The following is a 26,120-nucleotide window of genomic DNA, read 5'->3' on the forward strand; positions in this document are numbered from 1 at the left end:
GAGCGGGGCGACAGCCCTTGCTCCCGCTCTTGTGCATCCACCCTCTACACTCCCCCCGTGCCCCCCGCCCTCCCCCACCTCCCCACCCTCCTCGCCCGCCGCGCCCATCTGCCCGGCGAGGGGACGACCGTCTACCGGGCGGCGCACACCACCGAGACGGACGGGCTCTTCGCGCTCGACGTGGCGGGGGACGCGGGCGTGCTGAGTCTCTACGCCGAACTCTCCCCCGAGGAGGAAACGCGGCTGGCGGCGGCGTGCGGTGAGGCGGCTGGTCTGGCGGGCGTGTCCCTCAAGCGGCGCCCGGTGGAGGCCCGGCACGCGGCGAACGTGGCGCGCGATTGGCTCTCCCCGCCCAAGCCCGTCTGGGGAGAGGAACGGGCCGAGGTGGTGGGACTGGAGGGCGGCGTGCCCTTCCTGATCCGGCCCGGAGGCGACCTCAGCATCGGCCTCTTCACCGACGCCCGGCCCATGCGCGCCTGGGTGCGGGAACACGCGCCGCCGGGGGGCCGGGTGCTCAACACCTTCGCCTACACCTGCGGGTTTGGCCTGAACGCCGCGCTGGGCGGGGCCGAGGTTGTCAAGAACGTGGACCTCTCGCGCAAGGTGCTCGCCTGGGGGCAGGAGAACTACGCGCTGAGCGGCCTCGCGGCCCAGGGCACCGACTTTCTCTACGGGGACGTGTTCGCGTGGCTGGGCAGGTTGAAGCGGCGCGGGGACACCTTCGACCTCGTGATTCTCGACCCACCCAGCTTCGCGCGGGGCCGGGGCGGCGTGTGGCGGGCCGAGCGCGATTACCCGGCCCTCGCCGCCCTCGCCGTTGACGTGATGGCCCCCGGCGGTCGTCTGCTCGCCATGACGAATCACGCGGGACTGTCAGAAGCCGCCTTCGGGCACCTCGTCGCGTCGGGGCTGACGAAGGCGGGGCGGCCTGCTCGACCGGAGGCCCGCCTCCACCCCGGCGAGGACTACCCCGGCGCCACCCACCTCAAGGCAGAGGTGTGGACGCTGGACTGAGCCGCCGTCCACCCACCCTGGACCCCTCCTTACCCCCCGTGTGGCCCGCCTCACTTCGTTTTTCAAAGCGGAGGGTATGCTGGGGGCATGACGCAAACCACGACGCAACCCGACCAGAAGCAGGTGCTCGTGCCCCTGACGACGCCCGAGGAGGTCGACACCTTCCTGCGGGAATACCCGTTGGCGGCGGTCTTCAAGGCGGGGACCTGCCACAAGACGATGCAGGGCTTCGGGGTGGTCGAGACCTTCTTGAAGAAACATGACCTGCCCGTGGGCTTCATCCGGGTGGTGGACTGGCGCCCGGCGAGCAACCATGTGGCCGAGCGCACCGGAATTGTGCACCACAGCCCGCAGTTCATCCTCTTCCGGGAGGGCGAGCCGCAGTTCGAGGTCAACAACTGGGAGATCACCCCCCAGACCCTCACGCCCGTCTTCGAGGCGCAGGTGCCGCGGCGCCAGGGCGAGGGCGCGGTGGCGACCGACGACAACGTGGAGCCCTACCGCCGCCTGATGCGGGCCTTCCTCGACGGAGGGCTCAGCGAGTGGGCCTTCCAGGACCAGTACGTAACGCTCTTTCGCGACGACGCCAGCCTGCGCAGCCAGCGCGAGTTCGAAGCCCTCTCGCGCCTGTTCGGCGACCCCGACGCGTACCACGGCGGGCTGCACCAGCTCGGCGCCCCCCAGGCGCGCGGCGACCTGCGCGCCCGCGTTCAGGACCTGCTGGCCGAACTCGGCTGAGTTCCCAAGTCACCCTCCCCGCCCGCCCGGCCACGCGCCACGGCGGGTTTTTCATGTCTGTAAGCGGGCGGTAAGAGGGGGCGCGGTGTCATAGGGGGGCCAGTTCCCCCGGGGCGTGAACGTCCGGTAACGGACCACCGCCTCCCCTCCCGCCCCGCTCTTCCCACGGACCCGACCATGCACCCACCCTCTACCCCGCCCACCCTGCCGCCCGACCGCGCCGTGTACACCCGGCTCCATACCGACCACTATCCCTGGACCGAGGTGACCGTGGACCTCGCCGTCCGTCAGGCCGGGGGCCTCAGCGGCGTGTTCGAGGCGCGGCAGGGGCCGGAGTGGGCCCGTTTCGTGTGGGTGGCGGGCCATCTGCGCGGCGGCTTCACGGCGGCGGGCGACACGGCCTGGACGGCCATGACGGCGGCCCTCCCACGCGCGGAGGTGACGCTGACCGAACTCGGCCCCACCGCCGCCGAACTCGTCTGGACCTGCCGGGGGGAGACCCCCGAAGCGCTCCAGGGCACGTGGCCGGGCGTGCGGGGCGCGCTCGAACGCTCGGGTTTCTCGGGCGTGCTGCTCGGCGGCGCCGCGTCCAGCCTCTGGGAGGCGGGGCGGCCCGTGGGCGGCCCCCTGCCCCCCGAGGGAGCGCCGTGCCACACCCTGACTCCACCGGGCGCGGACGCGGCGAGCCTCGCGGCCTTCTGGGCGGAGCTCCTCGCCCTCACCCACCGCAGCGCGCCCCTCGACGAGGCGTGGCGGGCCGTGTGCGTGCGGCTTTCCGCCGAACATCCCTGCCTCGACCCCTTCGCGCGGGAGGTCACCGTGCAGGGCGGGCGGCTGCGCCTCGAGCCGGACCTTCCCGCCGAGGAGTGGCGCCCGGCGCTGCTCGCCGCCTTTCGGGGCACCCTCGCGCGGCTGGGCGTGAGGCTGGCCGACCTGCCGCTCGCGGAGCTGCGGGGCCAGGCCGCCTGGAGCGCCGCCGGACTGGAGGCCCCGTGACGCTGCCGCCCGGGTCCGGGGTGCCCGCCTGGCCGCCGGGCCTGCGCGACGACACGCCGCTGCCCTTCGCGGTGTGGCGGGTGCTACATCACGTGGACGCGCAGCGACCGCTGGCGGAGGTCGCCCGCCTCGCGCGGGTCACGCCCCCCGAGGCCGCGGAGGCGCTCGACCAGGCCGCGCGCTGGGCGGGGCGGGCGTCGCAGCGGGGGCAGCCCGTCACCGAGGCCTCCGCGCGGGTGGTCACCGCGTGTGTCACGGCGGTGCTCGGGCCGATGGGGGCCTTCCTCGTGGAAGACGCCCTCGACGACCTGGGGAGCGGGGCGACGCTGGGGGCCCTGCTCTCGGCGGTCGCCGCGCAGCTTGGCGAGGCTCAGGTGCAGGCCTTCGTGCGTGGCCTGCGCGAACGGGGGGTCGCGTGACCCGGCCCGTCTCCACCGGCCCCCGGCGGCCACTCACCCTCCCCTGCGGGCGGCCCCGGCAGCCTGCGCCCGGCGAACCGGGCAGGAAAGGCAACCCATGAAGTACACGGTCGTGATCCGTCAACCCGTTCCCGAGGAGGTGCGGGCCGGGCTCGAAGAGCAGCTCGTGACGCGCTTCGGGCTCTCGCCCGAGCAGGCCGCGCGGCTCGCCTCCCGCCGCGCGGGCCGCCTGATGAAGCCCACCGGGCGCGCCCGCGCCGAGCTGCTGCTGCGCGTCTTCCAGGAGGCGGGCGTTCCCGCCACCCTGGAGGAGGTCCGCGAGGAGACGGCGGTGCTCTCGGGCCCCTTCCAGGGGGTCCCCAGCACCCCCGCCGCCCCCCGGCGCTCCGATACCGACCCCGAGGGTGGCGTGGCCCTCGCGCCGGAGCCCGCCGCCCTGGGGGTGCTCGCCCCCCCCGCCGAGGAGGCGTGGGCGGACCTCGCGGCTCCCCCCCGGGTGGCGGCGGACCCCTTCGCCCCTGACCCTTTTGCTTCCGGCCCCTTCGCCCCCGACCCGTTCGCGCCGGCGCCCCGCCTCGGCGGGCCCGAGATCGTCGCCCCGGTGCCGGTGAGCGCGCCCGCCGGGGAGGTGCAGGCGAGCGCGCCCCCGGCGAGCCAGGACATCTGGTCGGACTTCACGGGCGCCCTGACGGTGACCGAATCCGCGTCCCCGTCCCCGGCGGCCTCCGGCGCGGCGGCGGAGACGTACCTGACGGCGGTGTCGGACGAGCCGCGCCAGAACCTGGGGCCGCGGCGCAGCCTCGCGCGGCAACTCACCTTCGGGGCGCTCGCGCCGCTGGTGCTCTCCACGGCGGTCACGCTGGGGCTGCTCACCACGATCCTGCCGGGGCTGCAACGCCAGCTTGTCGAGCAAAACGCGCAATCGGTGGCGGTGGCGGTGGGCACCAGCCTCGACACGCGCGACCAGGAGACGGTGAACGCCCAGCTCGACACCCTGCTGCGCCGCTCGGACGTGGGGTTCGTGCGGGTGGAACTCCCCGACGGCGCAACCTACTTCCGCAGCGCGACCCCCGAACTCGACGGCGTGCTCCAGGGCCGGGTCGCCCGCTTCCTGGGAGAAAACCCCGAGACGGGCACCTTCGTGGCGAGCGGCAGCCCCGCCGGCGCCTACCGCGAACAGCTCGCCCAGCTCACCGAGGTCGGCGCGGGCAACTCCGCCCAGGCCCAGCGGCTGCGCCGCCTCGCCGACGCGAAGGAAAACCAGCAGGCGTCACGGACGAGCTACGTGGTCAGCCGCATCGGCGTGATGGAGACCAAAGACGGGGAGCGCACGACCATCTCCGGCACGGAAAACTCGCCCACGCTGCTCTACCGCATCGCCGTGGGCGTGAGCAACACGCAGGCCGCCGCCAACCTGCGCAACACGCTGCTGCTCGTGCTCGCCGTGTCGCTGCTCGCCCTGGGGCTGGCCGCCTCCTTCGCCGTGCGCAGCGCCCGCCGGGTCGTCCAGCCTATCGAGCGCCTCGTGAAGGTCGCCGACGCGATCAGCATGGGCGACCTCACCCGCCCGGTGCAGGCGGGGCGCAACGACGAGATCGGCGACCTCTCGCAGGCCCTGGAGCGCATGCGCCTGAGCCTGGAAGCCGCGATGGACCGCCTGCGCCGCCGCAAGCGCTGACCTCCCAGCCCGACCTCCGACGCGCCCCGGTCCTCCGCTGCCGGGGCGCCCCCTGAGGGCGTCCGGGCCGTATGCTCTTGCCCATGCGACCCGCCCTCCCCCCGCCGCGCGGTCCCTGGGTCCTGCGGATGACGTGGCGGGACCTGTGCTTCCTGCACTGGCCGGTGGACCCCGGCCTCGTCGCCCGCACGCTGCCCGCCGGGGCCGAGGGGGACACGCATGGGGGCCGGGCGTGGCTCGGCGCCGTGCCCTTCCGCATGACGGGGGTGGCCCCCCGCCTCCTGCCCAACGTGACTGGGGTGAGCGCCTTTCCCGAACTCAACCTGCGGACCTACGTCCGCGTGGACGGGGTGCCCGGCGTGTGGTTTTACAGCCTCGACGCCGCCCAGCCGCTCGCCGTGCGCCTCGCCCGGGGCCTCTTCCACCTGCCCTACTTCGACGCGCGGATGTGGGCGGACACGCGGGAGGGGGTCACGCGCTATGCCAGCCTGCGGACCCACCGGGGCGCGCCCCCGGCCCGCTTCGCCGCCGCGTACCGCCCGGTGGGCCCGGCCCTGGACCCGGCACCGGAGAGCCTCGACGCCTGGCTCACCGACCGCCTCCTGCTCTACAGCTTGGATAGGCGGGGCCGCCTCTACCGGGGCCGGGTCGATCACGTCGCGTGGCCGCTGCGCCGCGCCGAGGCCGTGGTCACCGAGAACACCCTCGCGGACGGGCTGGGGGTGACCCTGGGGGGCGAGCCGCACCTCCTGCACGCCGAACATCTGGAGGTGCGGGCGTGGCCGCTGGAGCGGGTGCGCTGAGGCCCGTCTATTCGACCCCCTCCAGCCGGAACGCCTCCTGCAATCCCGCCTGGGCCGTTTCCCGCGCGACGGTGGGCACGTACGAGAGGGCCAGCACCGCCCGGTAGGTCCGCACGGCCAGCTCCCGGTCCCCCTGCGCGTCGCGCACCTGCCCCAGCCGCGCGAGGACGAGGCCCGGCAGGCTGCGCGGCACGTCGTCCGTGAGGGCGTGGGCGGCGCGTTCGAGCAGGGCGCGGGCGGCGGGCAGGTCCCCCACGGCGAGGTGGATGCCCGCGGCGGCGGCGTCGAGCTCGGGCTTCGGCGTCACGGCGTCGCCCGTCTCGCGGCCCAACGCGTCCAGCAGCGCCCCGAGGTCGTCGTCCTCCCGCAGTTGCCACGCGCGGTCGGCTAGGGCGCGCAGGCGGCTCGTCTCGCCGGGGACAAAGGCCGTCAGGTCGGGCGGCTGGGCGGCGGGCAGGCGGCCCAGCAGTTCCGGCAGGTCGTCGAGGGGGACGAGGACCGCACCCCGCTCCCCTTCCAGGGCGGTGGCGAGCGCCGTCAACCGCCGCTCCCGCCAGCGCGTGCCCGGCCCCTCGTCGAGGGCGGCTCGGACGGCGGCGTGGTAGGCGCGGGCGGCGTCCAGCACCTCGGCACCCAGGGCCCGCTGGGGGGTGAGGGGGGCCGTCACCACCGCCGCGAACTCGCGCTCCGCCTTTGACGCCGCCCGCAATCGCTCGCGGCCCTGGGGATACTGGCTCAGGAAGGAGACGAACTGCTCATGGTCGGCCTCCGCCTGCGCGGCCCCGTCGTCCCCCCCCAGCTCCCGGAGGCGGAAGCGCGCGGCGGGCAGGGCGTCCCGCAGGGGGTGGTCGGGGTCGGCGCCGCTCGCCCAGCCCACCTCGGAGACACCGAGAAAGCGCAGGACCTCGGCGACCGTGCCCGCGTTGAAGGCGGGGTGCAGCCGCAGGAGGTCACCCAGGTCGGGGAACAGGGTGAGGGGCGGCCCCCCGCCCGTCATGCGCCCACCCGCACGCCCCGCGCCGCGAGCGCCCGCAGGAAGGCGTCCGGGTCGGCGGGCGTCAGAAAGAAAGCCGTGCCCCCGCGCTCCACGATCACGCCGCCCCGGGTCCGGCTCGCCGCCGCCTGCACCCGGGATACGGCGTCCGGCCCGAAGGAGAAAAGACCCGTGAGGTAACCGGGCATGCCGGTCCCGAAGAGGCGGACCCCGAGCCGCCCCGCCGACCTGCGCGCGGTGATCTCGGCGTAGGGCAGGGCGGTGCGGCCCGTCAGGCGGGTGACCACCAGGGCGTCTTTTTCCAAGGAATACGACAGGCGGCGCGGCGCGAGCCAGAAGGCGGCGGCCAGGAGCGCGGCCAGCGCCCCGAGCGGCCACACGGCGTCCCCGGACGACCGGGCCGCCAGCCCCGCCACCACCAGCGGCACCCCCAGGATCACCCACCACAGGGTGGACGGCGCCTCTGGCCGCGCGACCGGCACACCTTCGCTTGTGGGGGCAGCGCTCATGGCAGGCAGTCTAGCGGTGGCGGGATGGACTCTGCCCGCCTGTCCAAGCTCAACCGCGACCCTTCCCGCCCTCGTCTCTGGACGAACGGCGTAGCTTGGGCACGTGAAACGCTCCGATCTCTGGGCGCTCGCGTGGCGGGGCTTATCGCGCCGCCCGGTGCGCACGCTCCTCACCGCGCTCGGCATCACCGTGGCGGTGGCGAGCATGGTGGTCTTCTTGTCCCTCGGCGAGGGCATCCGCAAGGTCTTCACGGCGGAACTCGGCGGCATCGGCCCCGACGTGCAGGTCAGCCTCAGCGGCTTCTCGCAGGGCTTCGCGCCGCAGCCCAACCTCCCGCAGTCGGTCGTGGGAGACATCCGGAACCTCGCGGGGGAACTGGGCATCACCACCGTCACCCCCGTCGTGATGACGGTGCGGGGCAGCCTCGACGTGACGCAGAGCGTGGTGCTCTACGGCCTCCCGGCGGCGCAGGGGGTGGGGGCGGTCTTCCCCAGGGTGACCCCGGCGCAGGGGCGGGCGCTCACCCCGGCGGACGAGGGGCGGGGGGTGGCGGTCGTCGGGGCGAAGGCGGCGCAAAACCTCCGCCTGGGGCCGGGCTCGGTGCTCAACCTCAACCGCCGCAACCGGGCGCAGGTCGTGGGCGTCCTCGCGCCCGAGTCGGGGCTGGTCGACAACTTCATCTTCCTGCCGCTCTCCACCCTGCAACGGGTGGAGGGGGCGCAGGGCCGGGTGTCCCTCGTGGCGCTGGGGCTGGCGAACCCGCGCGACGCCCGCCGGGTCGCCGACACGCTGGCGGGGCGGCTGAACGTCGAGGCGCAGACCCAATCGGACTTCCTCTCCTTCGTGGACCGGGCGCTGCGGATCAGCGACGCGGTGCGCTTCGGCATCTCCCTCATCGCCCTGATCGTGGGCGGGCTGGCGGTGGCGAACACGGTCATGATGGGCGTCTTCGAGCGCACCCGCGAGTTCGGCACCCTGCGCGCCATCGGGGCGCGGCCCGGCTTCGTGCGCACACTCGTCCTCACCGAGTCGCTGCTCCTCGCGCTCGCGGGCGGGGTGGGCGGGCTGCTGCTCGGCCTGGGCGGCATCTGGGTGGTCAACCTCTACACCCAGAACCTCGCCGGGATCGACGCGGCGGCCCTCACGCCCCGGCTGGCCCTGCTCGCCCTGGGCATCAGCCTGCTCCTCGGCCTCGTCTCCGGCCTCCTCCCCGCCCGCAGCGCGAGCCGTCTGAGCATCACCGAGGCGCTGGGGCGGGTGTGACGACGGTGGCCCCCTCCCCCCCCGCCGGGTCCGTCCTCTCGGTCGAGAAGCTCTCCCGCGTCTACCCCAGCGGCGAGGGCACGGTGACGGCGCTCGCCCCCTTCACCCACGCCTTCCCGCCCGGACTGACGGCGGTGGTGGGGCCCAGCGGCAGCGGGAAGAGCACCCTGCTGGGCCTGCTCGCGGGCTTCGATACCCCCACGACGGGGCGGGTGACGGTGGACGGCACCGACCTGCACGCGCTCTCCGAGGCCGCGCGGGCGGACTTCCGGCTGGCGAACTACGGCTTCGTCTTCCAGAGTCACAACCTCGTGACCATCCTGACCGCGCTGGAGAACGTGGAGTTCCCCCTGGCGCTGGCGGGCGTCCCACCCCGGGAGCGGCGCGAGCGGGCGCGGGCGCTGCTGGGCGAGGTGGGACTCGGGGAGCGCGCCGGGCACCTGCCCTCGCAGCTCTCGGGTGGGGAGGCGCAGCGGGTGGCGGTCGCCCGCGCCCTGGCCCGCGACCCCCGGGTGATCCTCGCGGACGAGCCCACCGGGAACCTCGATACCCGCACGGGAAAGCGGGTGCTCGACCTCCTCCTGGGCCCCGCGCGGGCGGGCCGCACCGTCATCCTGATCACCCACGACCGGGACGTGGCGGCGCTGGCCGACCACACGCTGGGGGTGCGGGACGGGGTGGTGACGCCCCAAAATTGATCGACGGGGGCCGAACGGTACAAAAGGCCAGGGGTGGACACCTTCAGCCTTCTGCCTTCCCCTCGCAGCGGGGCTACTGGATGCTCGCCCGCGCGTCGCGCAGCCACAGGACCCGGCCCTTCTGGTCCTTGAGGCTGACGACGACCTGCACGCCCTCTCCGGAGTGCAGGCCCTCGGCGGCGCCGCGCCCGGTCCCCTGGAGGCAGCGGTCCTCGCCGCAGTGGCGGCGGTCGCGGGCGGCGACGGGCGCGTTCCACACCCCGTCCTCCGTGACCACGTACACGCCCGTGACCTGGAGGTCGGGAATCGGGGCGTGTTTGGTCTGGACCCGCACCCGCACCCGGAAGGTGTCCTCCGAGAGGGTCGGGATCGCCTCGGCGCGCAGGCTGCGGCCCCCGACCTGCAAGGTGGTCGGCGCGGCGAGGAGGTCCCCGGCGGTCGGCTCGGGCGTGCCCAGCGTGCCGCACGCGCCCAGCAGGACGGCAGCCACGGGCACGGGCCACAGACGCTTCATGAGGACAGGATAACAGAAGCCGCCTCTCATGAGCAGTCCCCCTTCACGCGGCGGGGGGAACTCTCTACCAGCTCAGGTCGGGCGCGGTGACCACCCGGTCGGCGGGGAGGTCGGTGAAGAGGGGGTAGGTCAGGGTGTAGGTGCCGGGAATGACCCGCGCGAGGACGATGGCCTCGCCCTCGACCCGGGGGGTGACGCTGGCGAGGCTGGGGCCCTGCACGGAGACGGGGCCGCGCACGGCGGGCGTGCCTCCCCCGGCGGGCAGCGGGTCGATCACCCGGACGTTTTCGAGGGTGGTGTCCACGTTGAGGGTCAGGGTGACCGTGAAGCCGCGCGCGCCGGGTTCGGCGGTCTTGCTGAGGGCGGCGCGGCCCCCGCCCTGCACGGTGCGGGTGACGTTCGCGCCGCCCGGGTTGCGCACCCGCGCCTGCCCGGTGGTGCGCAGGTCGAAGGGGTCGAGGGTCGCCTCGGCGGTGTCGGTGCGGCACACCCGGACGGGCGCCCGCAGCCGCAGGGGCGAGACGGCGCTGAGGCCCCCGGAGAGTTCGGGGCGGCTGTCGCTCACCCAGCCCGCCGGGAGGGTCAGCCGCAGCCGGACGGGCAGGCGATAGGGAAACTCGGTGCGGGCCGTCGCGGTGAGCTGGGTCACCCCGCAGGGGTCCACCACGTCGGGAAAGGTGACGAGCGAGACCTCGGGGCGCACCCGGTACTCGATGGTGACCCGGCCCGTGCCGTTGTCGGTCACCTGGGCGGGGGGAGGCGGGGTCACCGTGCTCCCCGGCAGCGGGGTCGGCGTGACCGGGTAGTCGCCGGGCGCGAGGGGCACGTTCACGGGCGTGGTGAAGCTGCGGCCCGCCACCCGGAAGGAGATGCCGCTCAGGGGCAGGCGCTCGCGCCCGAACACGGCGACCGTCTCCACCGTGAGAAAGCCCTGGGGCGAGCGGGCCACGAAGCGCACCCGCGTGAAGCCGGGGCGGTAGCGCACCTCGGTGGGGGACACCACGTTGCCCGTGCCCTCCAACAGGGTGCTCCCCACGGGCACGTACCCGGGGGGGAGGCTGGGCCGCACGAGATTGTCCCCCGTCACCGTGTAGCTCGCCCCGGGAACCGGGCGGCCCTGCGGATCGACCACATCCACCAGGAGGCGGTTCGTCAGCCGCGCGCCCCTCGGCGGGGTAAAGCCGCCCACCCGCGCCCGGACGAGCGTGCCCCCGAGGCGGAAGGCGTAGCGCAGCGCGTTCGAGGGTTGCCGGGTCGTGGGCAAGACCCGCAGGAAGACCTGCCACTCCCCGAGCCCATCCGCCGTGACGGTGAAGCGGTCGGTGGCCGCCTTCCCGTTCGCGCTGGGGGTGAGGTTCACCCGCCGCCCGCCGGGCAGCACGGCCCAGGTCTCGACCTCGCGCGCCCCGTCGAGGTCGTAGTTCGAGATGTCGAAGGGCCTCCCCACCCACGCCGAGGTCACGTTGAGCCGCGCGACGAGGACGGGCGCGGGGTCGTTCCCCCGGGCCCCCGCCGAGAAGGCGGTCGTCTCCAGCGCGAAGGGCGCGGCGACCCGCAGCGCGAAGGCGTTCTTGCCGTCGCCCCGGCTGCCCACCTGCAGGGTGTAGGTGCCCGCCGGGAGCCCGCCCGCGAAGAGGCCCTCCCAGGTGTGCTCGCGGGTGGGAGCGAAGCGCCGCTCGGCGATCACGCCGCCGGGCCCCGAGAGGGCGAAGGTCGTCTCGAAAGCCTCGCCCCGGCGGCCCGCCTCGTCCCCGAGGTAGACCGGCCCGCGCCGACCCTCCGCGTCCGCGAGGTTGAGAGACGGGCTGTAGACCTCCAGCCCGAGGGGTTTGCCGGCGTCCGCCGCAGAGACGCGGATCACGTACGTCTCCTGCGCCTGCGGCCACCCCTGGCCCACCGACACCAGGGGCAGGGTGCCGCCGAGCGCGGCGGTCTGGGCGGGGGCGAGGGGGCCTGCCAGGGCGGCCAGGGTCACGAACGCGGTGCGGGAGAGGACGCGGCGCAGGGTCACTTGCGGCCAGGATACACGGGCCCCCGCCCGCCACGGGGCCCTCTCCCCTGCCGGGGGGAGAGGCCGGGGGTGAGGGGTCCAGACAGCGTGGCCTTCGCCTCCGCGCCCAGGCACCGGGGCGCCTAGCATGGGGGGGTGCTGCCCCGCGCCCAGGCCCTGATCTCCGAAGCCGCCCTGACAGGCAACCTCACCGCGCTCGCCCGGCGGGGGGGAGCCCGGCTGCTGCTGCCGGTGAAGGCGGGCGCCTACGGGCACGGCCTGGAGGCGGTGGCCCAAGTCGCCGCCCGCCACCCCAACGTGTGGGGCTTCGGGGTGGCGGTGCCGCAGGAGGCCGTGGCCCTCGCCGCGCTGGGGCTCGGCAAGCCCATTCTGCTGCTGACCCCGCCCGCCCCGGAGGAGGTCTCCCCCCTCGCCGACCTGGGTGTGCGGCTGCCCGTCGCCTCCCTGGCCGAGGCGGACGCCCTGCCCCCCCACGCCCGCGCGCACCTGAAGGTGGACACCGGCATGAACCGCCTCGGCGCCCGCCCCGAGGAGGCCGTCGCCGTGGGCCTGCGTCTCGCCGAACGGGGGATGCTGGAGGGGGCCTACACCCACTTCGCCACCGCCGACGAGCCCGACCTCTCCTTTGCGCACGAGCAACTCGCCCGCTTCCGGCGGGTGCTGGAGGCGTTGCCGCCCGTGCTCGCCCACGCGGCGAACGGGGGCGGCGTGCTGAGTTTCGGGGCGCTGCCCGGCCTCGCCCTCGCGCGCCCCGGTCTGGCCGCCTACGGCTTCGCGCCCGCGCACTTGCGTGACCGGGCCCGCCTGACCCCGGTGATGACCCTGCGCGCCCGCGTGACCCACGTCCACCCGGTCCACCCCGGCGAGACCGTCAGCTACGGCGGGCTGTGGCGGGCGACGCGCGAGACGACGGTCGCCACGGTGGGCTTCGGCTACGCGGACGGCTATCCCCGCAACGCGACCGGGCAAGCCCACGTCCTCGTCGCGGGCGAGCGCCGCCCCGTGTTGGGCCGCATCTGCATGGACCAGTGCATGGTGGACGTGACCGGGTTGGAAGTCCGGCCCGGTCACTGGGTGGAGGTCTGGGGGGCCGGAGGGATTACCGTCGGCGACGTGGCCGCCTGGGGAGGCACGGTCGAATACGAGGTGCTGACGGGCGTGGGAGCGCGGGTGGAACGGGTGCTGATTCCGGAGACGGTGACGGCGGGAGGGTAGGACGGTCCCTCACCCCAGCCGCGCCGTCCCCCGCGCCTCCTCCACGCCCGCGTACCCCCCGACGAAGAGGGCCACCCGCAGCTCGTGGATGAAGCGCGCCAGCCACGCCTCCACCGCCTCGGCACTTTCCAGTGCGGGTTCGAGGAGCGGGCGGGCCACCGCGACGACTTGAGCCCCGAGCGCAAGGGCGCGGGCGGCGTCCAGCCCGGTGCGGATGCCGCCCGAGGCGATCAGGGGCAGGTCGGGGGCGGCCCGGCGGGCGTCTCGCAGGGCACGCGCGGTCGGAACGCCCACCTCGCACAGGTCGGGACTCAGGACGGCCCCGTAGTGGACGAGCTGCTCGACCCGCGCCCAGCTCGTGCCGCCCGCGCCCGCCACATCGAGCGCCGCGAAACCCAGGCCCGCCGCCGCGCGAACCGTCCGCGCGTCCAGCCCGTGCCCGACCTCCTTGAGCAGGGCCGGAAAGGGAAGCGCGGGCACGACCTCCGCGAGCCGTGCCGTCAGCCCCGCCCACCGCGTGTCCCCGCCCGCTTGCAGGGCCTCCTGAAGCGGGTTGACGTGGATGGCGAGGGCGTCGGCCCCGACCTCGCGCACCGCCCGCGTGGCCTCGCGCGCCCCGTACCCCAGCCCGAACTGCGCCGCGCCGAGGTTGCCGACGAGGAGGATGTCCGGGGCCACCTCGCGCACCCGGAAGCTGGCGGCGACCTCGGGGCGCTCCAGCATCACCCGTTGCGACCCGAGCATCATGCCGACCCCCAGCCGGGCGGCGGCGGTGGCGAGGCGGCGGTTGATCAAGGCCGCCCGCTCGGCCCCGCCCGTCATCGCGCCGATCAACACGGGCGCCCGCAGGCTCTTGCCCAGGAAGGTCGTCTCCAGCCGCACCGCCTCCAGGTCGAGTTCCGGCAGCGCCCGGTATGGCCAGGGTACGCGCTCCAGCCCGGTCGTCACTCCCGCGTACTGGCTTTCTGGCAACAGACAAGCCTCGATATGCCGCAGCTTGCGGGCCTGGATGCCGCTGGCCTCCTCCGGAACCACGTCGCCCGCCGTCACACGGCCCAGCCTACGCGCCCGAGCCCTCCCGGGCGGTGGGCTGGGGTACGGAGCCTCCCGGCTGCTCCTCCACCCACGGGCTGTGGAGGTTGACAGATCGGGAACTCCGCGCTACTATTCCTGAGCGCCGGAAAACGCCGGATGCAAAGGGCGACGCAGGGTAGAGCAGTCTGGTAGCTCGTCGGGCTCATAACCCGGAGGTCACAGGTTCAAATCCTGTCCCTGCAACCAAAGAGAGACCCCACCGGGAGAGGTGGGGTTTTTTGCTTTGCCCGGAAGCATTTGTAGGGAAAACAATGTCGTGCCGAGTGAGGTAAAGCGCCTCTCGACGCCATTCAGGGACCCTACGCTCAGCTCAGGGTGACAAGTCTTCTTCTGCCCGGTGCTCCGGGGTGGGACCCATACAGGTTATTGGGCTGAGCGCGACCGAGGCGGCTCAGGCGTGCCAGAAGAGAGCCGCAGGTTGTTCGATCTCCTCCCTACCGCATCCGGTCGCGCACCTCGGCCAGCGTGTCCTCGAAGGCGTCCTGAAAGTCGTCCTCCAGGGCCACGTCGCGGATGAGTTCGTCTTGCAGGGTGGTCGTCTGTTCGCGCGCCCAGCGGACGCGGGCCTGCCGGGCGGAGCTGACGTTGCCCTTGCCCGCGACGAAGCGGGCCGCGTGCCGGACAGCCTCGCGGGGGTCGTCGGTGGGGGCGACCACGCTGAGGTTGCGCAGGCCGCCCCGGTCGTTCACCAGGGAACAGATGACCTCGACCCGTTGGCCCCGCCGGGCGAGAAAGACCTGATCCACCCGCCACATGCTCGTGGCGCGGATGGGCTCGGGGGCGGCGCGGGGCGGGCGGCGGCGGGCCATGTCAGCCGCTCCCGGCAGTCGGCACGGCGGGCGGCGTCCACTCGCGCGGCGGCTCCAGCCCGAGGAGCACGCGGCCCGCGCCCTCGGCGAGCGCTTCGAGTTCGAGTTCGCCGGGAATCACGATGACGGGGGCGATCCACGCGAGCCGCCGCTCGATGCGGTCCACCAGGCTGTCCCAGCGGGCGATGCCCCCCGTCAGGGCAAGCGCGTCCGGGCGGGCCGGAAGCGCCCCGCACTGCTCGCCGACGGCCTTGCACGCCCCGTGCACGAAGGCGGCGGTGGCGGCCTGCACGGCGGGGTCGGTCGCCTCGCGCGCCTCCAGCTCCCGCAGGTCCGCCGTGCCCGTCAGCGCCAGGAACCCGCTCTCGGCGGCGAGGAGGCGGCGCACCTCGGCGTCAGGTCGCTCCCGGGCGAGGCCCAGCAGGGCGCCCGTGGGCAGCGGCCCGGCCTGGAGCGCCCCCAGCGGGCCGCCGTCGGGGCCGGTGCCCGTCGTGTCCACCGCCCGCCCGCCGTCGAAGGCCGTCACGCTGGTGGTGGCCCCCAGGTGCGCGACGACCACGCGGGCGTCCTGAAGCCGCTTGCCGACCTCGTGCGCGGCGCGGCGGGCGACCACCCGGGCGTTGAGGGCGTGGAAGCGGGCCCCTCGGGTCACGCCCGCCACCCCGGTCACGCGGGCCTCGGGCAGCAGCTCGTTCACGCTCTGCGGGTCGACCACGAAGGCGGGCACCCCCCGCACCTCCGCGACGGCGAGCGCGAGGGCGCCCCCGAGCCCCGCCGCGTCCCGGCCCGCCGAGGCGGCGAAGCGCGCCAGCTCGGGCGTGACCCGGTACGTGCCCGCCCGCACCTGCCCCAGCCAGCCCCCCCGGGCGACGAGCGCGTCGGGGGCGGGCCAATCGGCGGTCGCCTCCAGCACCGCCCGCGTCAGCGCCCCCAGGTCGTCCTCGCCGGGCGGGCCGGGCAGCGGCACCTCCGCGCGGGTGAGGCTGACCCGGAGCTGGCCGGGCAGGGCCGGGTTGTCGCCCGGCAGGACGGTCGCGCACGCGAGCTTCACGCTGCTGGACCCGGGATTGACCACATGCGCGATCATGAACGCCCCAGCCTAGCAGATGGCAGGCTCCCCGCGCCCGGGCCCATGAGGGGAACGTGAGGGGTGGGGAGGACGGGACCTGCGCCCCACCCTCCCCACCCCGTCTGCCGCGGGCGCTCAGCTCGGCTCGATCAGCCCGTAGTTGCCGTCGCGGCGGCGGTAGACGACGGCGCAGCCGCCCGTGTCCATGTTCCTGAAGACGTAGAAGTCGTGGCTCAGGGCCTCCATCTGGGTCACGGCGTCTTCGGGGCTCATGGGGCGCATGTCGAACCGCTTTTGCCGCACGATCTCGGGCCGGAAGTCCTCCACGTCGTCCTCGGCGGGCAGCGTGCCTCCCTCGGGGGGAGCGGCCTCGGGCTCGGGGAGGGCGTCCTGGCGGCGCTTCATGTAGCGGGTCTTGAACTTGCGAAGCTGGCGCTCGAGCACGTCCGACGCCCGGTCGATGGCGGCGTACATGTCGGCGTGGTGCTCCTCGGCGCGGATGACGCCGTTGGGGACGTTGAGCTGCACCTCGACGCGGTTGCGCCGGGCGGCGTCGCGCACGTCCCGCACGGTGAGGGTCACGCGCGCTTCGGTGATCTGGTCGCTGAAGCGGTCCAGGCGCGTGAGTTTCTCCTCGACGTAATCGCGCAGCGCGTCGGTCACGTCCATGTTCCGGCCAGAGAGCTGGTAAATATGCACGGCTTCACGTCCTTTTCCCGGAGGGTAGGCAGCTTCCGGGAATCCACTCTAAGCGCCCCCCGGGTGCGCTGTCAGACGAATGGCGCACAGCGAGAGTTCATGAGGGCCGGTATGGTGAGGAGGTTGGAGGCGCCGCCCCGGCCCTGACGGCGGACTTCTCCCGACAACCCCCAACGCAACCCTAAGGGTGGGGGCTGCGTGGGAGGCGGGCCGGGCGCTACCCTGGAGGGCGTGAAGGTAGACCGGACCGAACAGGACGAGGCGCGGCGCGAGCGCATCGCCCGCGCGGCCTTCGAGCTGTTCGCCCGCAGCGGCCTGGACGCCACGAGCGCCCAGGACATCGCCCGCGCGGCGTATGTCAGCCGCACGAACCTCTACCGCTATTACCCCAGCAAGGTCCACATGCTGCTCGCCCATTTCGAGCGCACCGTGGGCGACACCCGCGACGAGGCGGTGCGGCGGCTGCACGCGGGCGCGGCCCCCCAGGCGGTGTGGGCGCACGTCACGGCCCGGATGGCCGACCTCGGCGTGCGCTACCGGCACCTCGTCGGCGCGGTCGGGCACGCGGTCCTGGGCGGGCGGCGAGAGGAGGAGCCCGGCGAGGGGGTCCGCACCGCGCTCACCCTCGTCGCCCTCGTCGAGCCCGTTTTGATCGCCATGCGCGACCGGGGGGCGCTGCGCGACGGGGTGAACACGCACCTTCTGAGCGCCCTGCTCGTGGACGCTTGCCTGCTCGCGTTGCTGCACGGCGGCTACCGTGACCAGCGCGAGGTGCTGCGCGACTGGCAGGACCGCTTCAGCCTGCTGATCCACGGGGCGCTGGCCCCCGGCGTGAGCCTCGGGGACGTCGCGGGCGGGCCGACCGCCTCGGGGCCTTCGTCTGCCCTGCCGGACCCCAAGGGCTGAGGAAGGCTCAAGCCGCCCGCGCCGGGCCCGTTGGTATGCTCGGCCCATGACCCTCCCCGCCGCCGCCGGTCCCCTCACGCAGCTCCCGGCCTGGAGGGTGCTGCAAGACCACTTCCGCGAGGTCGCGGGCCTGCATCTGCGTGACCTCTTCGCCGCCGACCCCACGCGGGGCGAGCGCCTGAGCGCCGAGGGGGCGGGCCTCTACCTCGACTACTCCAAGAACCGGGTCACCGACGAGACGCTGCGCCTGCTGCTCGGCCTCGCGCGGGCGGCGGGGGTGGAGGCACGGCGCGACGCCATGTTCGCGGGCGAGCGGATCAACGTGACCGAGAACCGGGCGGTGCTGCACACGGCCCTGCGCGCTCCCCGGGGCTCGGAGGTGCGGGTGGACGGCCACAACGTCGTCCCCGAGATTCACGAGGTGCTCGACCGCATGGCCGCCTTCGCCGACTCGGTGCGCTCGGGCGGGTGGCTGGGTTTCACCGGGCGGCCCATCCGCAACATCGTGAACATCGGGATCGGCGGCTCGGACCTGGGGCCCGTGATGGCGTATGAGGCGCTGAAGTTCTACGCCCGGCGCGACCTCACCCTGCGTTTCGTCTCCAACGTGGACGGCACCGACCTCACCGAGAAGACGCGCGACCTCGACCCGGAAGAGACGCTCTTTATCGTGTCCAGCAAGACCTTCACCACCCAGGAGACGATGGCGAACGCGACGAGCGCGCGGGCGTGGCTGCTCGCGGCGCTGGGGGACGATGCGGCGGTCGCCCGGCACTTCGTCGCGGTGAGCACGAACGCGGAGGGGGTTTCCAAGTTCGGCATCGACACCGAGAACATGTTCGGCTTCTGGGACTGGGTGGGGGGCCGCTACAGCGTCGGCAGCGCCATCGGCCTGAGCCTGATGATCTCGGTCGGTCCGGACGGCTTCCGCGAATTCCTGGCCGGGCTGCACGACATGGACGAGCACTTCCGCACGGCGCCGCTGGAGAGCAACCTCCCCGTTCTAACTGGGCTCCTTGGCCTGTGGTACCGCGACTTCTTCGACGCGCAGACGCACGCGGTGCTGCCCTACGACCAGTACCTGATGTACTTCCCGGCGTACCTCCAGCAGCTCGACATGGAGAGCAACGGCAAGCACGTCACACTGGACGGACGCAACGTGGACTACCAGACCGGGCCGGTCGTCTGGGGCCAGCCGGGGACGAACGGGCAGCACGCCTTCTACCAGCTCATCCACCAGGGGACCAGCCTGATTCCCTGCGACTTCATCGGCTTCTGCCAGACCTTGAATCCTCTGCCGCCGCACCACGACCTCTTGATGGCGAACGTCTTCGCGCAGACCGAAGCCCTCGCCTTCGGGAAGACGCAGGCGGAGGTGGAGGCCGAGGGCGTCTCCCCCACGCTGGCGCCGCACCGGGTCTTCGAGGGGAACCGTCCGACGAACACGATCCTCGCCGACCGCCTCACCCCGCGCACGCTGGGGGCCCTGGTCGCCCTGTACGAGCACAAGGTCTTCGTGCAGGGCGCGATCTGGAACATCAACTCCTTCGACCAGTGGGGCGTGGAACTCGGCAAGGTCCTCGCCGGGAAGATCGTGCCCGAGCTTCAGGCACAGGGCGAGCCGCAGCTCTCGCACGACTCCAGCACGACCGCGCTGATCCGGCGGTACCGGGCGCGGCGGGGGTAAGAGAAGCCTGTCGCTCCCCTGCTGCCGGATCACACCCGGGCAGGCTCCTAATCCGCCGCGTGGTTCACGATCTCGCGCTCGTAGACCTCGCGCACGGTCGCCACCATCCCGGCCACGTCGCGAGCGCCGCTGAGGTCGAGGAGGCTGACGACCTCCTGGGGGTCGAGGGCCGCGTTCGCGCAGGCACGCAGCAGGGCGTAGTGGATGACGCCCGTGCCGGGGCGCGTGCCTCCCGCCGGGGTCCAGGCCTCGCGCAGGCGGGGCAGCAGGGCCGCGGCAAAGCGCCGCACCTCTTCCTCGTGGCGCCGCAGTTCCTTGAGGAGTTGCCCGACCGAGCGCACGCCCACGTAGTGCAGCAGGCTGGCGAGACGCTGGGGCCGCTCGGGGTCGGGCCACGCGCCGAGGAAGGGCACCCGCAGCGCGGCGGCGACGGCGAGGTCGAGGTCGCGCACCGGGGAGACGCCGAGGAGGTAGGTCATGCTCTGCGCGTCGATGTACACGCCGTCCGGGTCCTCGGCGATGCGCCCTTGCAGCGTGGCGGCGTAGTCGCGCGACAGGCGGTGCAGGGCCATGAACTCCTCGTCGGCCATCTCCAGCAGGCCCGCGAGGCGGTAGAAACGGCGCCGGACCTCGCGTGGGACGGCCTCGCGGTTCTTGTACCCGAGGTCGTGCTCGATCTCCGCCCAGGCGTGCTGGAGGATCGAGCGGATCTGCACCTCGAACCTCGCCCCCGTCTCCACCACCGGCAGGGCAGCGAAGTCGGGCACGCCCGGCGAGGGCGAGACGACGTAATGCACCCCCATGTACCCGAAGCGGTCGGGGTCGTGCACCTTCGACTTGTCGATGGAGTGGTCCCAATCGACCGTGTGGTGCTCCTCAATCAGCCGGGCGACCACGTTCACGTCGCTCTCGAAGTAGGTGATCACGCGCACGGCCACGAGGTCGGTCACGTCGGCGAGCGAGGCGTACCGCCCCGGCTTGCGCCGCAGCTTGTCGGCGAGGCTCGCGGGGCGCTTGACCCGGCCCGTCACGTGGTGGATGTTCAGCCCCGCCCCCGCGAGCAGCCGGGTGGTGTGGGCGACCGCCGCGTCCCTCAGCCGCTCGTACTCCGACAGGGCGTCCCGATACGCCTGCACCAGCGCCTCGCTCATCGTGGGGCCATGATAGTGCAGGCCCGGGCCATGAGCCGCACATGAGCGAAGTCGGGAGGGACCGCCGCCCTGGCTCCTTCCCACCGGGCGGGTGCATCCTGTCCGCATGACGACCCCCACCCGGACTCCCGCGGTGACCTTCCCCGCCCCCAGGCGAATTCCCTACCCCGGCGGCTGCGTCCTCGAACCCGGCCCCTACGCCCTCGACTACCTGCTCAAATGGCGGGCGGACGTGACCGTGCAGGGTGAGGTGCACCCGGACACGCCCGTCTTCCCCCTGCTGCGCGAGCTGCTGCAAGACCCCGCCGCCCACGGTCTGACCCGCGAGGAGGCGCAGGAGGCGCAGGGCCGGTTCCTCACCCTGGCCGGGCAGGCGCTCTCCGCCGAGGGGGGCGACCCCGCGTGGCTCGCCCGGGAGTTCGGGCGTTGAGGGCCCCGGGGACACGCCGTTGACGCGGACCATCCCCGAATTGCGGCCCGCGCTGCCGGGCGAGGCCCTGCACGCGCGGGTGGCCCGGACGCTGCGGGAGGCGATCCTGGAGGGGGCTTTGCCCCAGGACGTCCGGCTGCCGGGGCACCGTTCCCTCGCCGCGCGGCTGGGCGTCTCGCGCAACACGGTGGTGGACGCCCTCGCGCAGCTCGGGGTGGAGGGGTACGTGCACAGCAGCGCGCGCAGCGGCACCCGGGTGGCCGTGCCGGGGGCGGCGCCCGTCCGCGAGGACGCCCCCGCCTTCCCCCTGCCCCTCAGCGCGTGGGCGGCGCGGGCCCTGGCCGGGCGGGTGCCGGACGCGGGCGGCGGCTACGCGGTGGACTTCCGGGTTGGGCAGCCCGTCCCCGACCTCTACCCGGCGGGCGCGTGGGCGCAGGCCCTGACCCGCCAGGCCCGCACCGCCGGGCAGCGCGGGGAGGGAGGCCCGCCCGACGACCTGGAGACCCTTCTCGGCCCGCCCGAGACGCGCCGGGCCCTCGCCGCCTACCTCAACGCCGAGCGCGGCGCCCGCGTCACCCCCGACATGGTGATGCTGACGGGGGGCACCCAGGCCTCCCTCGACGCGCTGGCGCGGGTCTTTCTGGAGGAGGGGCGGGTGGCCGCCGTCGAGGACCCCACCTACCCGGGAGCGCGGGCGGCGCTCGGGGCGACGGGGGCGACCCTCTGCCCGGTGCCGGTGGACGCGGCGGGCCTGAATCCGGCGGCCTTGCCGGAGCGGGCGACCCTGCTGTATCTCACCCCGGGGGCCCAGTACCCCACGACGGTCCCGCTGCCCGCCGGGCGGCAGACGGAGGTGGTGGCCTGGGCGCGGCGGGCGGGGGCCTTCATCCTGGAGGACGACTACGCCGCCGACCTGCACCACGGCGGGCGGCCCCCGGCGGCGATGCAGGGGCTCGCCCCCGACCGGGTGATCTTGCTCGGCAGCTTCAGCAAGAGCCTCGCCCCCGTCACCCGCAGCGGTTACCTCGTCGCGCCGGGGGCCATCACGCGCGTGCTGGCGGGCACCCGGCCCCTCACCGACCGCGCCCCCGCCACGCTCGACGCCCTCGCGCTCGCGGACGTGCTCGCCTCGGGGGCGTACGCGCGGCACCTGCGGGGGGCGCGGTCGGCCATCCGCCACCGCCACGAGGTCCTGCTCGCGGCCCTGGCCTCCGGGCTCCCGGGGTGGGAGGTGACGCCCGCCCGCGCCGGGCTGCACGTCCACGTCACCCTGCCCGCCCCGCTCTCGGAGGAGGCGGCGGTGAGGCGGGCGGCCTCGGCAGGGGTGGCGCTCTCCCCCGCCGCGCCGCTCGCGCACCACGCCCGGCCTCCCGCCGTCCTGCTCGCCTTCGCGCCCCTGCCGCCCGAGCGGCTGCGGGAGGGGGTCGCCCGCCTCATCCGTGTCTTTTTTCCTGCTCTCCCCCCCAACGGGCGGGCTGAGGCAGGCTTCGTGAAGACGGAGTAAAGTGGGGGCGTGCGCTTCCTGTTCGTCGCCCTGGCGGTCGCCGTCGCGCTGCTGTACTTCACCGTGGGGCTGCGTTTCGGCTACGTGACGCTGACGCCCACCCACCTCCTCAACGCGCAGGGCGAGAACCGGTACGCCTTCGACCTGTACGAGGCCGACAAGAGCGTCGGCGTGCACGGCACGTGTTCGGTCCGCAGCGGCAAGGCCGTCTTGCGTCTCCTCGACCCCAGCGGCACCCAGGTCGCCGGGCAGACCTGCCCCAAGGGCGAGTGGACCCTCAACCTGCTCGGCAGCGGCCAGATGGGCATCTACCGCCTGACCGTCGAGTTCGACCGCTACTCGGGCACGCTCGACCTCAAGGAAGCGCGGCAGTAGGAGGCTGGCGATGACGGCCCTCGCGTTCCTCGCTCGCTCGCTGGCCCACACCGAATGGGGCAACCACCGGGTGCTGAGGGCGCTGCGGCAGACGTCCACTCCTCCTCCTCAGGCCGTGCGGCTGTTCGCCCACCTCCTCGCCGCCGAGCATGTCTGGCTGTTGCGACTGCGTGGAGAAGACGCCCGGACCACGCCGATCTGGCCGGAGTGGGACCTGGAGACTTGCGGAGAACGCCTGCCGCTCAACGGGCTGGACTACCGGGCCTTCCTCGAAGTCCTGACCGACGCGCGGCTGGACGAGGTGGTGACCTACCCCAACAGCACCGGACGGGTCTTCCACACGCCCGTAGGCGACATCCTCCACCACGTCTTCGCGCATGGGGCGTACCACCGGGGGCAGATCGCGCTGATCATGCGGCAGGCGGGGCTGGAGCCCGTGAACACCGACTTCATCACGTTCGTGCGGGAGACCATGCCGGGCTGATCGGAAAAGGACCACCTCACGCGGAGATGGCCCCTTATTGTTGGTGACGCTCGCTTACGCCTGCTGCTTGGCGGCGTTGGCCTTGTTGATCGCGCGGGCGAGGCGGCTCTTCTTGCGGGCGGCGGTGTTCTTGTGGAGGGTGCTGCCCTTGGCGGCCTTGTCGAGCAGGCTCTCGGCCTTGCGCTGGAGGTCTCCGGCGTTCTCGGCGCCCGCCCCCGCGGCGGCGACGGCCTTCTTGGTAAAGGTCTTGATCGTGCTCTTGCGGCTGCGGTTGATCAGGCGCCTTTTGAGGCTCTGGCGGTGACGCTTCTGGGCGGACTTGTGACGAAGGGCCATGTAAATTCTCCTTGTTCTCCCGCGTCTCGCGGGGCGGTTCCCGGTGCCTTGGCAGGGGAACACGACGCGCCCGGCTCCTCGTGGGCAGAGCCTCGGCGCCCTCCGACCAGCCTTTGACCGGGCGGAGGTCACCCACCGGGCGGTAGGCAACCTGGGCATCTTAGCGGGTGCGGGGAGGCGGGCGCAAGCGGCATACTGTGCGCGTGACGGCGGGAGAGGAGAGGACACCGGAGGACCGGCAAAAGGCCCGCGACGACCTCCTCGCCTATGCCTTCCGCGCGCTTTCGGGCCGGGCGCTCACCGAGACGGAGCTGCGAGCCCGCCTCCTGAAGCGCACCGACGACGAGACGCTCGCCGCCGAGGTCCTCGCCCGGGTGCAGGAGCTGGGCTACCAGAGCGACGAGGGGGTCGCCCGCGCCGAGGGCCACCGCCGGGGGGTGGGGGGCTTCCGTGTGCGCCAGACCCTCAAGCGCCGGGGCGTGGGCGAGGGGCTGATCGAGGAGACGCTCGCCACCCGCGACCCGGAGGAGGAACAGGCCGACGCGGTAACAATCCTGGAGCGCCGCTGGCCCAGCTTCGCCCGCAGGCGTGACCCCCGGGCGACGGCCTACGCCTTCCTCGCCCGGCGCGGCTTTCCGGGCGCCGTGATCTGGACGGCGATCCGGGAGGTGTCGGCGGCCCACCCGGAGGAGGGGGGCGGGGAGGACGAGCCGGAACCGGAGTTCTAGGACGAGGATTGAAGGTTCAGCGTCTGGAGCAACCGACCTAGAGACTGTCTTGCTGAGCGTGAGCGAAGCATCTCCAGACGATGCTCGTGAGGCCCTTCGCTTCGCTCAGGGTGACAATTATTTTCTTTCCACTGCTTCATCGGGAGCGAGTCACCTGAGAGAAGGAGCGGAGTTCCTGCAACGGGGCAAGATGCTTCGCCGCACCCGGCCCGACGACCTATCCATGCCCATCCGGACGGCGGGGGGGCCCTCGCTTGACACCCCCGGGGGGGCCGCGTAGACTACCCGACGCACCAAAAGCGGGCCTCTGTGCCCGTCTGACTGGAGCCGTGGTAGGGCGGGGCGTAGCGCAGCCTGGTAGCGCACGTCGTTCGGGACGACGGGGTCGGAGGTTCGAATCCTCTCGCCCCGACCACGCGGGAAGCCTCCCCATGCGGGAGGCTTTCGCTTTGGGCCCCCGCGCGCCTTTCGCCCCTTCCCCACCCCTGCCCGGAGCCTGCCCCATGCGCGTCTACGCCATCGCCGACCTGCACCTCGCCACCGTGACGCCCAAGCCGATGACGGTCTTCGGGCCGAACTGGGCGGGGCACCCCGAGGCGATCTTCCGGGAGTGGCGAGAAGTCGTGCGTGAGGAGGACCTCGTGTTGTTGCCGGGCGACCTCTCGTGGGCGATGCGGCTCCCCGACGCGCTGGTGGACCTCGCCCGGGTGGCGGAGTTGCCGGGCACCAAGGTCTTGCTGCGGGGCAACCACGACTACTGGTGGACGAGTGCCTCCAAGCTGCGCGCCGCCCTGCCCCCCGGGATGCTCGCCGTGCAAAACGACGCCGTGCGGGTCGGCAAGGTGGTCGTGTGCGGCTCGCGCGGCTGGGTGACTCCCGGCTACGAGCCCCTGAGCGAGGACGACGAGCGGCTGCTGAACCGTGAGGCCGAGCGGCTGCGGCTGAGCACCCAGGCCGCCGCCCGTCTCCGGCAACCCGGCGACGCCCTCATCCTGATGCTGCATTACCCTCCCGCGAGCCCGCCCTATCCCCCCAATCCCCTCAGCAACGTGATCGAGGCGGCCCGGCCCGATCTGGTCGTCTACGGCCACCTCCACGGCGCGAACCCCGAGCGGGCCCTGCGGAACCTGAACGGCATCCCCGCCCACCTCGTCGCGGCGGACGGGCTGAAATTCCGCCCCAAACTGCTGCTGGAAACGCGGGAAGGCTAGGGAGCTGCTTCCCACCACACACCACGCCCAAACGACCCCAGGCGCCTGAAGGTCGGCGCGTCCGGGGCCGTCTCCCGGGTGCTCAGCCGCCCTCCCGCGGTGGGCGTGCCTGTGCTGCTTGTTCCTCTCGTCCTGAGTTCTCCCACTCGGATGGCTCTTATTGAGAATCATTCCTATTAAGGGTAGAATGCGGGCATGTCCACGCCCGCCCGATCCCCTGCCCCCGCCGTCGCCACCCTCACGCCCACGCACCAGGAGCACGCCTTCGTGCTGCAAAAGGTGCAGCCCGCGCTGCTGGGGCTGATGGACGGCAGCGTGAGCACCCTGGCGCCGATCTTCGCGGCGGCGGGGCTGACGGGCAGACCCATCGACGCCTTTTGGGTGGGGCTGGCGGCGAGCATCGGGGCGGGGATCAGCATGGGGCTGGCCGAGGCGCTCTCCGACGACGGCAAGGTCAGCGGGCGCGGCACGCCGGTTGCGCGCGGGGTGATCACGGGGCTCGCCACCATCCTGGGCGGGATGCTGCACACCTTCCCCTTCCTGCTGCCCGACCTGCGCGCGGCGCTGACGCTGGCGTACGTGGTCGTGATCGTCGAGCTGCTCGCCATCGCCCTGATCCGCTGGCGGTACATGCGCAGCCCGCTCGGGCAGACGGTCTTTCAGGTCGTCGTGGGCGGCGCGGTCGTCTTCGGGGTGGGCGTGTGGCTGGGACGGCTCGGGGCGGGCGGGTAAGACGGGAGAGCTGGGGGAGGGGGCGCAGGTGGCCTCCTCCCTTTTCTTTGG

Annotated in this window: 28 protein-coding genes and 2 tRNA genes; 20 read left to right on the forward strand and 10 right to left on the reverse strand. The window is 73.5% G+C overall.

Translation table 11 applies throughout. The features are described from left to right. The first annotated feature begins 57 nt into the window (after nt 1–57). The 6 genes from A7B18_RS08080 to A7B18_RS08105 all read left to right on the forward strand — a co-directional run bounded on the left by A7B18_RS08080 (nt 58) and on the right by A7B18_RS08105 (nt 5,648). Nucleotides 58–1,014 (forward strand): class I SAM-dependent rRNA methyltransferase, encoded by a 957-nt coding sequence (locus tag A7B18_RS08080; protein WP_102126179.1) that lies wholly within the window; start codon nt 58–60, stop codon nt 1,012–1,014. A gap of 87 nt (nt 1,015–1,101) precedes the next feature. Beyond that, nucleotides 1,102–1,752, forward strand: a complete 651-nt coding sequence (abxC, locus tag A7B18_RS08085; RefSeq protein ID WP_102126180.1) for a monothiol bacilliredoxin AbxC — start codon at nt 1,102–1,104, stop codon at nt 1,750–1,752. Between the two features lie 177 nt (nt 1,753–1,929). Further along, complete coding sequence (locus A7B18_RS08090) at nt 1,930–2,748, forward strand: hypothetical protein (protein WP_102126181.1); 819 nt, start codon at nt 1,930–1,932, stop codon at nt 2,746–2,748. After that, nucleotides 2,745–3,167 carry a hypothetical protein gene (locus A7B18_RS08095; protein ID WP_102126182.1) on the forward strand — a complete coding sequence of 141 codons (423 nt, stop codon included), beginning with the start codon at nt 2,745–2,747 and terminating at the stop codon, nt 3,165–3,167. The genes A7B18_RS08090 and A7B18_RS08095 overlap by 4 nt, the downstream gene beginning before the upstream one ends. Before the next feature lie 97 nt (nt 3,168–3,264). Further along, entirely contained in the window at nt 3,265–4,845 is a 1,581-nt protein-coding gene (locus A7B18_RS08100) for a HAMP domain-containing protein (RefSeq protein WP_102126183.1), read from the forward strand. A gap of 83 nt (nt 4,846–4,928) precedes the next feature. Continuing rightward, nucleotides 4,929–5,648 carry a YqjF family protein gene (locus A7B18_RS08105; RefSeq protein ID WP_245872788.1) on the forward strand — a complete coding sequence of 240 codons (720 nt, stop codon included), beginning with the start codon at nt 4,929–4,931 and terminating at the stop codon, nt 5,646–5,648. A gap of 7 nt (nt 5,649–5,655) precedes the next feature. Here the strand turns inward: A7B18_RS08105 and A7B18_RS08110 are convergent, their stop codons facing one another. Next, complete coding sequence (locus A7B18_RS08110; protein WP_102126184.1) at nt 5,656–6,645, reverse strand: DUF2379 family protein; 990 nt, start codon at nt 6,643–6,645, stop codon at nt 5,656–5,658. Continuing rightward, nucleotides 6,642–7,151 carry a PH domain-containing protein gene (locus A7B18_RS08115; protein WP_180970070.1) on the reverse strand — a complete coding sequence of 170 codons (510 nt, stop codon included), beginning with the start codon at nt 7,149–7,151 and terminating at the stop codon, nt 6,642–6,644. Before A7B18_RS08115 ends, A7B18_RS08110 begins: the two co-directional genes overlap by 4 nt. 103 nt (nt 7,152–7,254) lie before the next feature. Between A7B18_RS08115 and A7B18_RS08120 the strand changes: the two genes are divergently transcribed. Then, entirely contained in the window at nt 7,255–8,415 is a 1,161-nt protein-coding gene (locus A7B18_RS08120) for an ABC transporter permease (protein WP_102126186.1), read from the forward strand. 5 nt (nt 8,416–8,420) lie between these two features. Next, a complete protein-coding gene (locus A7B18_RS08125) occupies nt 8,421–9,113 on the forward strand; it encodes an ABC transporter ATP-binding protein (protein ID WP_102126249.1) in 693 nt (230 codons plus the stop codon). Between the two features lie 73 nt (nt 9,114–9,186). On the opposite strand, the gene A7B18_RS08130 is transcribed toward A7B18_RS08125, so the two are convergent. After that, nucleotides 9,187–9,627, reverse strand: coding sequence for a hypothetical protein (locus A7B18_RS08130; protein ID WP_102126187.1), 441 nt, complete (start codon nt 9,625–9,627; stop codon nt 9,187–9,189). 64 nt (nt 9,628–9,691) lie between these two features. Then, nucleotides 9,692–11,638, reverse strand: coding sequence for a hypothetical protein (locus A7B18_RS08135; protein WP_102126188.1), 1,947 nt, complete (start codon nt 11,636–11,638; stop codon nt 9,692–9,694). A 135-nt stretch (nt 11,639–11,773) separates the two neighbouring features. On the opposite strand from A7B18_RS08135, the gene alr reads away from it, so the two are divergent. Continuing rightward, nucleotides 11,774–12,853 (forward strand): alanine racemase, encoded by a 1,080-nt coding sequence (gene alr, locus A7B18_RS08140; RefSeq protein ID WP_102126189.1) that lies wholly within the window; start codon nt 11,774–11,776, stop codon nt 12,851–12,853. 9 nt (nt 12,854–12,862) lie between these two features. Here the strand turns inward: alr and fni are convergent, their stop codons facing one another. Next, entirely contained in the window at nt 12,863–13,903 is a 1,041-nt protein-coding gene (fni, locus tag A7B18_RS08145; protein ID WP_245872790.1) for a type 2 isopentenyl-diphosphate Delta-isomerase, read from the reverse strand. Nucleotides 13,904–14,057: 154 nt separating this feature from the next. On the opposite strand from fni, the gene A7B18_RS08150 reads away from it, so the two are divergent. Continuing rightward, nucleotides 14,058–14,134 (forward strand) — tRNA-Met (locus A7B18_RS08150). Between the two features lie 248 nt (nt 14,135–14,382). Here the strand turns inward: A7B18_RS08150 and A7B18_RS08155 are convergent. From A7B18_RS08155 to hpf, 3 genes are all read right to left on the reverse strand, one after another. Further along, nucleotides 14,383–14,757 (reverse strand): hypothetical protein, encoded by a 375-nt coding sequence (locus tag A7B18_RS08155; protein WP_102126190.1) that lies wholly within the window; start codon nt 14,755–14,757, stop codon nt 14,383–14,385. 1 nt (nt 14,758) lies between these two features. Further along, on the reverse strand, nt 14,759–15,844 hold the full coding sequence (locus A7B18_RS08160; protein ID WP_102126191.1) for a butyrate kinase: 1,086 nt from the start codon (nt 15,842–15,844) through the stop codon (nt 14,759–14,761). Nucleotides 15,845–15,961: 117 nt separating this feature from the next. Then, nucleotides 15,962–16,525, reverse strand: coding sequence for a ribosome hibernation-promoting factor, HPF/YfiA family (gene hpf, locus A7B18_RS08165; protein ID WP_102126192.1), 564 nt, complete (start codon nt 16,523–16,525; stop codon nt 15,962–15,964). A gap of 231 nt (nt 16,526–16,756) precedes the next feature. Here hpf and A7B18_RS08170 point away from each other — a divergent pair, with 231 nt between their 5' ends. Further along, the gene (locus A7B18_RS08170; RefSeq protein ID WP_102126193.1) at nt 16,757–17,431 is read left to right on the forward strand and encodes a TetR/AcrR family transcriptional regulator; all 675 of its coding nucleotides are present in this window, start codon (nt 16,757–16,759) and stop codon (nt 17,429–17,431) included. A gap of 46 nt (nt 17,432–17,477) precedes the next feature. Next, a complete protein-coding gene (gene pgi / locus A7B18_RS08175; protein ID WP_102126194.1) occupies nt 17,478–19,118 on the forward strand; it encodes a glucose-6-phosphate isomerase in 1,641 nt (546 codons plus the stop codon). 47 nt (nt 19,119–19,165) lie between these two features. On the opposite strand, the gene A7B18_RS08180 is transcribed toward pgi, so the two are convergent. Beyond that, nucleotides 19,166–20,269 carry a GTP pyrophosphokinase gene (locus A7B18_RS08180; RefSeq protein WP_102126195.1) on the reverse strand — a complete coding sequence of 368 codons (1,104 nt, stop codon included), beginning with the start codon at nt 20,267–20,269 and terminating at the stop codon, nt 19,166–19,168. 106 nt (nt 20,270–20,375) lie between these two features. Between A7B18_RS08180 and A7B18_RS08185 the strand changes: the two genes are divergently transcribed. The 4 genes from A7B18_RS08185 to A7B18_RS08200 are packed head-to-tail and all read left to right on the forward strand — an operon-like array spanning nt 20,376 to nt 23,062. Beyond that, nucleotides 20,376–20,699 (forward strand): hypothetical protein, encoded by a 324-nt coding sequence (locus A7B18_RS08185; RefSeq protein ID WP_102126196.1) that lies wholly within the window; start codon nt 20,376–20,378, stop codon nt 20,697–20,699. A gap of 19 nt (nt 20,700–20,718) precedes the next feature. Beyond that, nucleotides 20,719–22,203, forward strand: a complete 1,485-nt coding sequence (pdxR, locus tag A7B18_RS08190) for a MocR-like pyridoxine biosynthesis transcription factor PdxR (RefSeq protein WP_102126197.1) — start codon at nt 20,719–20,721, stop codon at nt 22,201–22,203. 9 nt (nt 22,204–22,212) lie between these two features. Continuing rightward, the gene (locus A7B18_RS08195; RefSeq protein ID WP_102126198.1) at nt 22,213–22,578 is read left to right on the forward strand and encodes a hypothetical protein; all 366 of its coding nucleotides are present in this window, start codon (nt 22,213–22,215) and stop codon (nt 22,576–22,578) included. Between the two features lie 10 nt (nt 22,579–22,588). Then, a complete protein-coding gene (locus A7B18_RS08200; protein ID WP_102126199.1) occupies nt 22,589–23,062 on the forward strand; it encodes a DinB family protein in 474 nt (157 codons plus the stop codon). A gap of 54 nt (nt 23,063–23,116) precedes the next feature. Here A7B18_RS08200 and rpsT read toward each other — a convergent pair whose 3' ends face one another. Next, nucleotides 23,117–23,398: a 30S ribosomal protein S20 gene (gene rpsT / locus A7B18_RS08205; protein ID WP_102126200.1), complete on the reverse strand. Its 282-nt coding sequence runs from the start codon at nt 23,396–23,398 to the stop codon at nt 23,117–23,119. A gap of 203 nt (nt 23,399–23,601) precedes the next feature. On the opposite strand from rpsT, the gene A7B18_RS08210 reads away from it, so the two are divergent. The 4 genes from A7B18_RS08210 (at nt 23,602) to A7B18_RS08225 (ending at nt 26,069) form a co-directional block, all read left to right on the forward strand. Further along, the gene (locus A7B18_RS08210; RefSeq protein ID WP_245872791.1) at nt 23,602–24,126 is read left to right on the forward strand and encodes a regulatory protein RecX; all 525 of its coding nucleotides are present in this window, start codon (nt 23,602–23,604) and stop codon (nt 24,124–24,126) included. Nucleotides 24,127–24,464: 338 nt separating this feature from the next. Further along, nucleotides 24,465–24,541, forward strand: a tRNA-Pro gene (locus A7B18_RS08215). A gap of 88 nt (nt 24,542–24,629) precedes the next feature. Continuing rightward, nucleotides 24,630–25,337, forward strand: coding sequence for a metallophosphoesterase (locus A7B18_RS08220; protein ID WP_180970071.1), 708 nt, complete (start codon nt 24,630–24,632; stop codon nt 25,335–25,337). Between the two features lie 195 nt (nt 25,338–25,532). Beyond that, the gene (locus tag A7B18_RS08225; protein WP_102126203.1) at nt 25,533–26,069 is read left to right on the forward strand and encodes a VIT1/CCC1 transporter family protein; all 537 of its coding nucleotides are present in this window, start codon (nt 25,533–25,535) and stop codon (nt 26,067–26,069) included. The last annotated feature ends 51 nt before the right edge of the window (nt 26,070–26,120 follow it).

Source organism: Deinococcus planocerae, assembly GCF_002869765.1.
Lineage (GTDB): Bacteria > Deinococcota > Deinococci > Deinococcales > Deinococcaceae > Deinococcus > Deinococcus planocerae.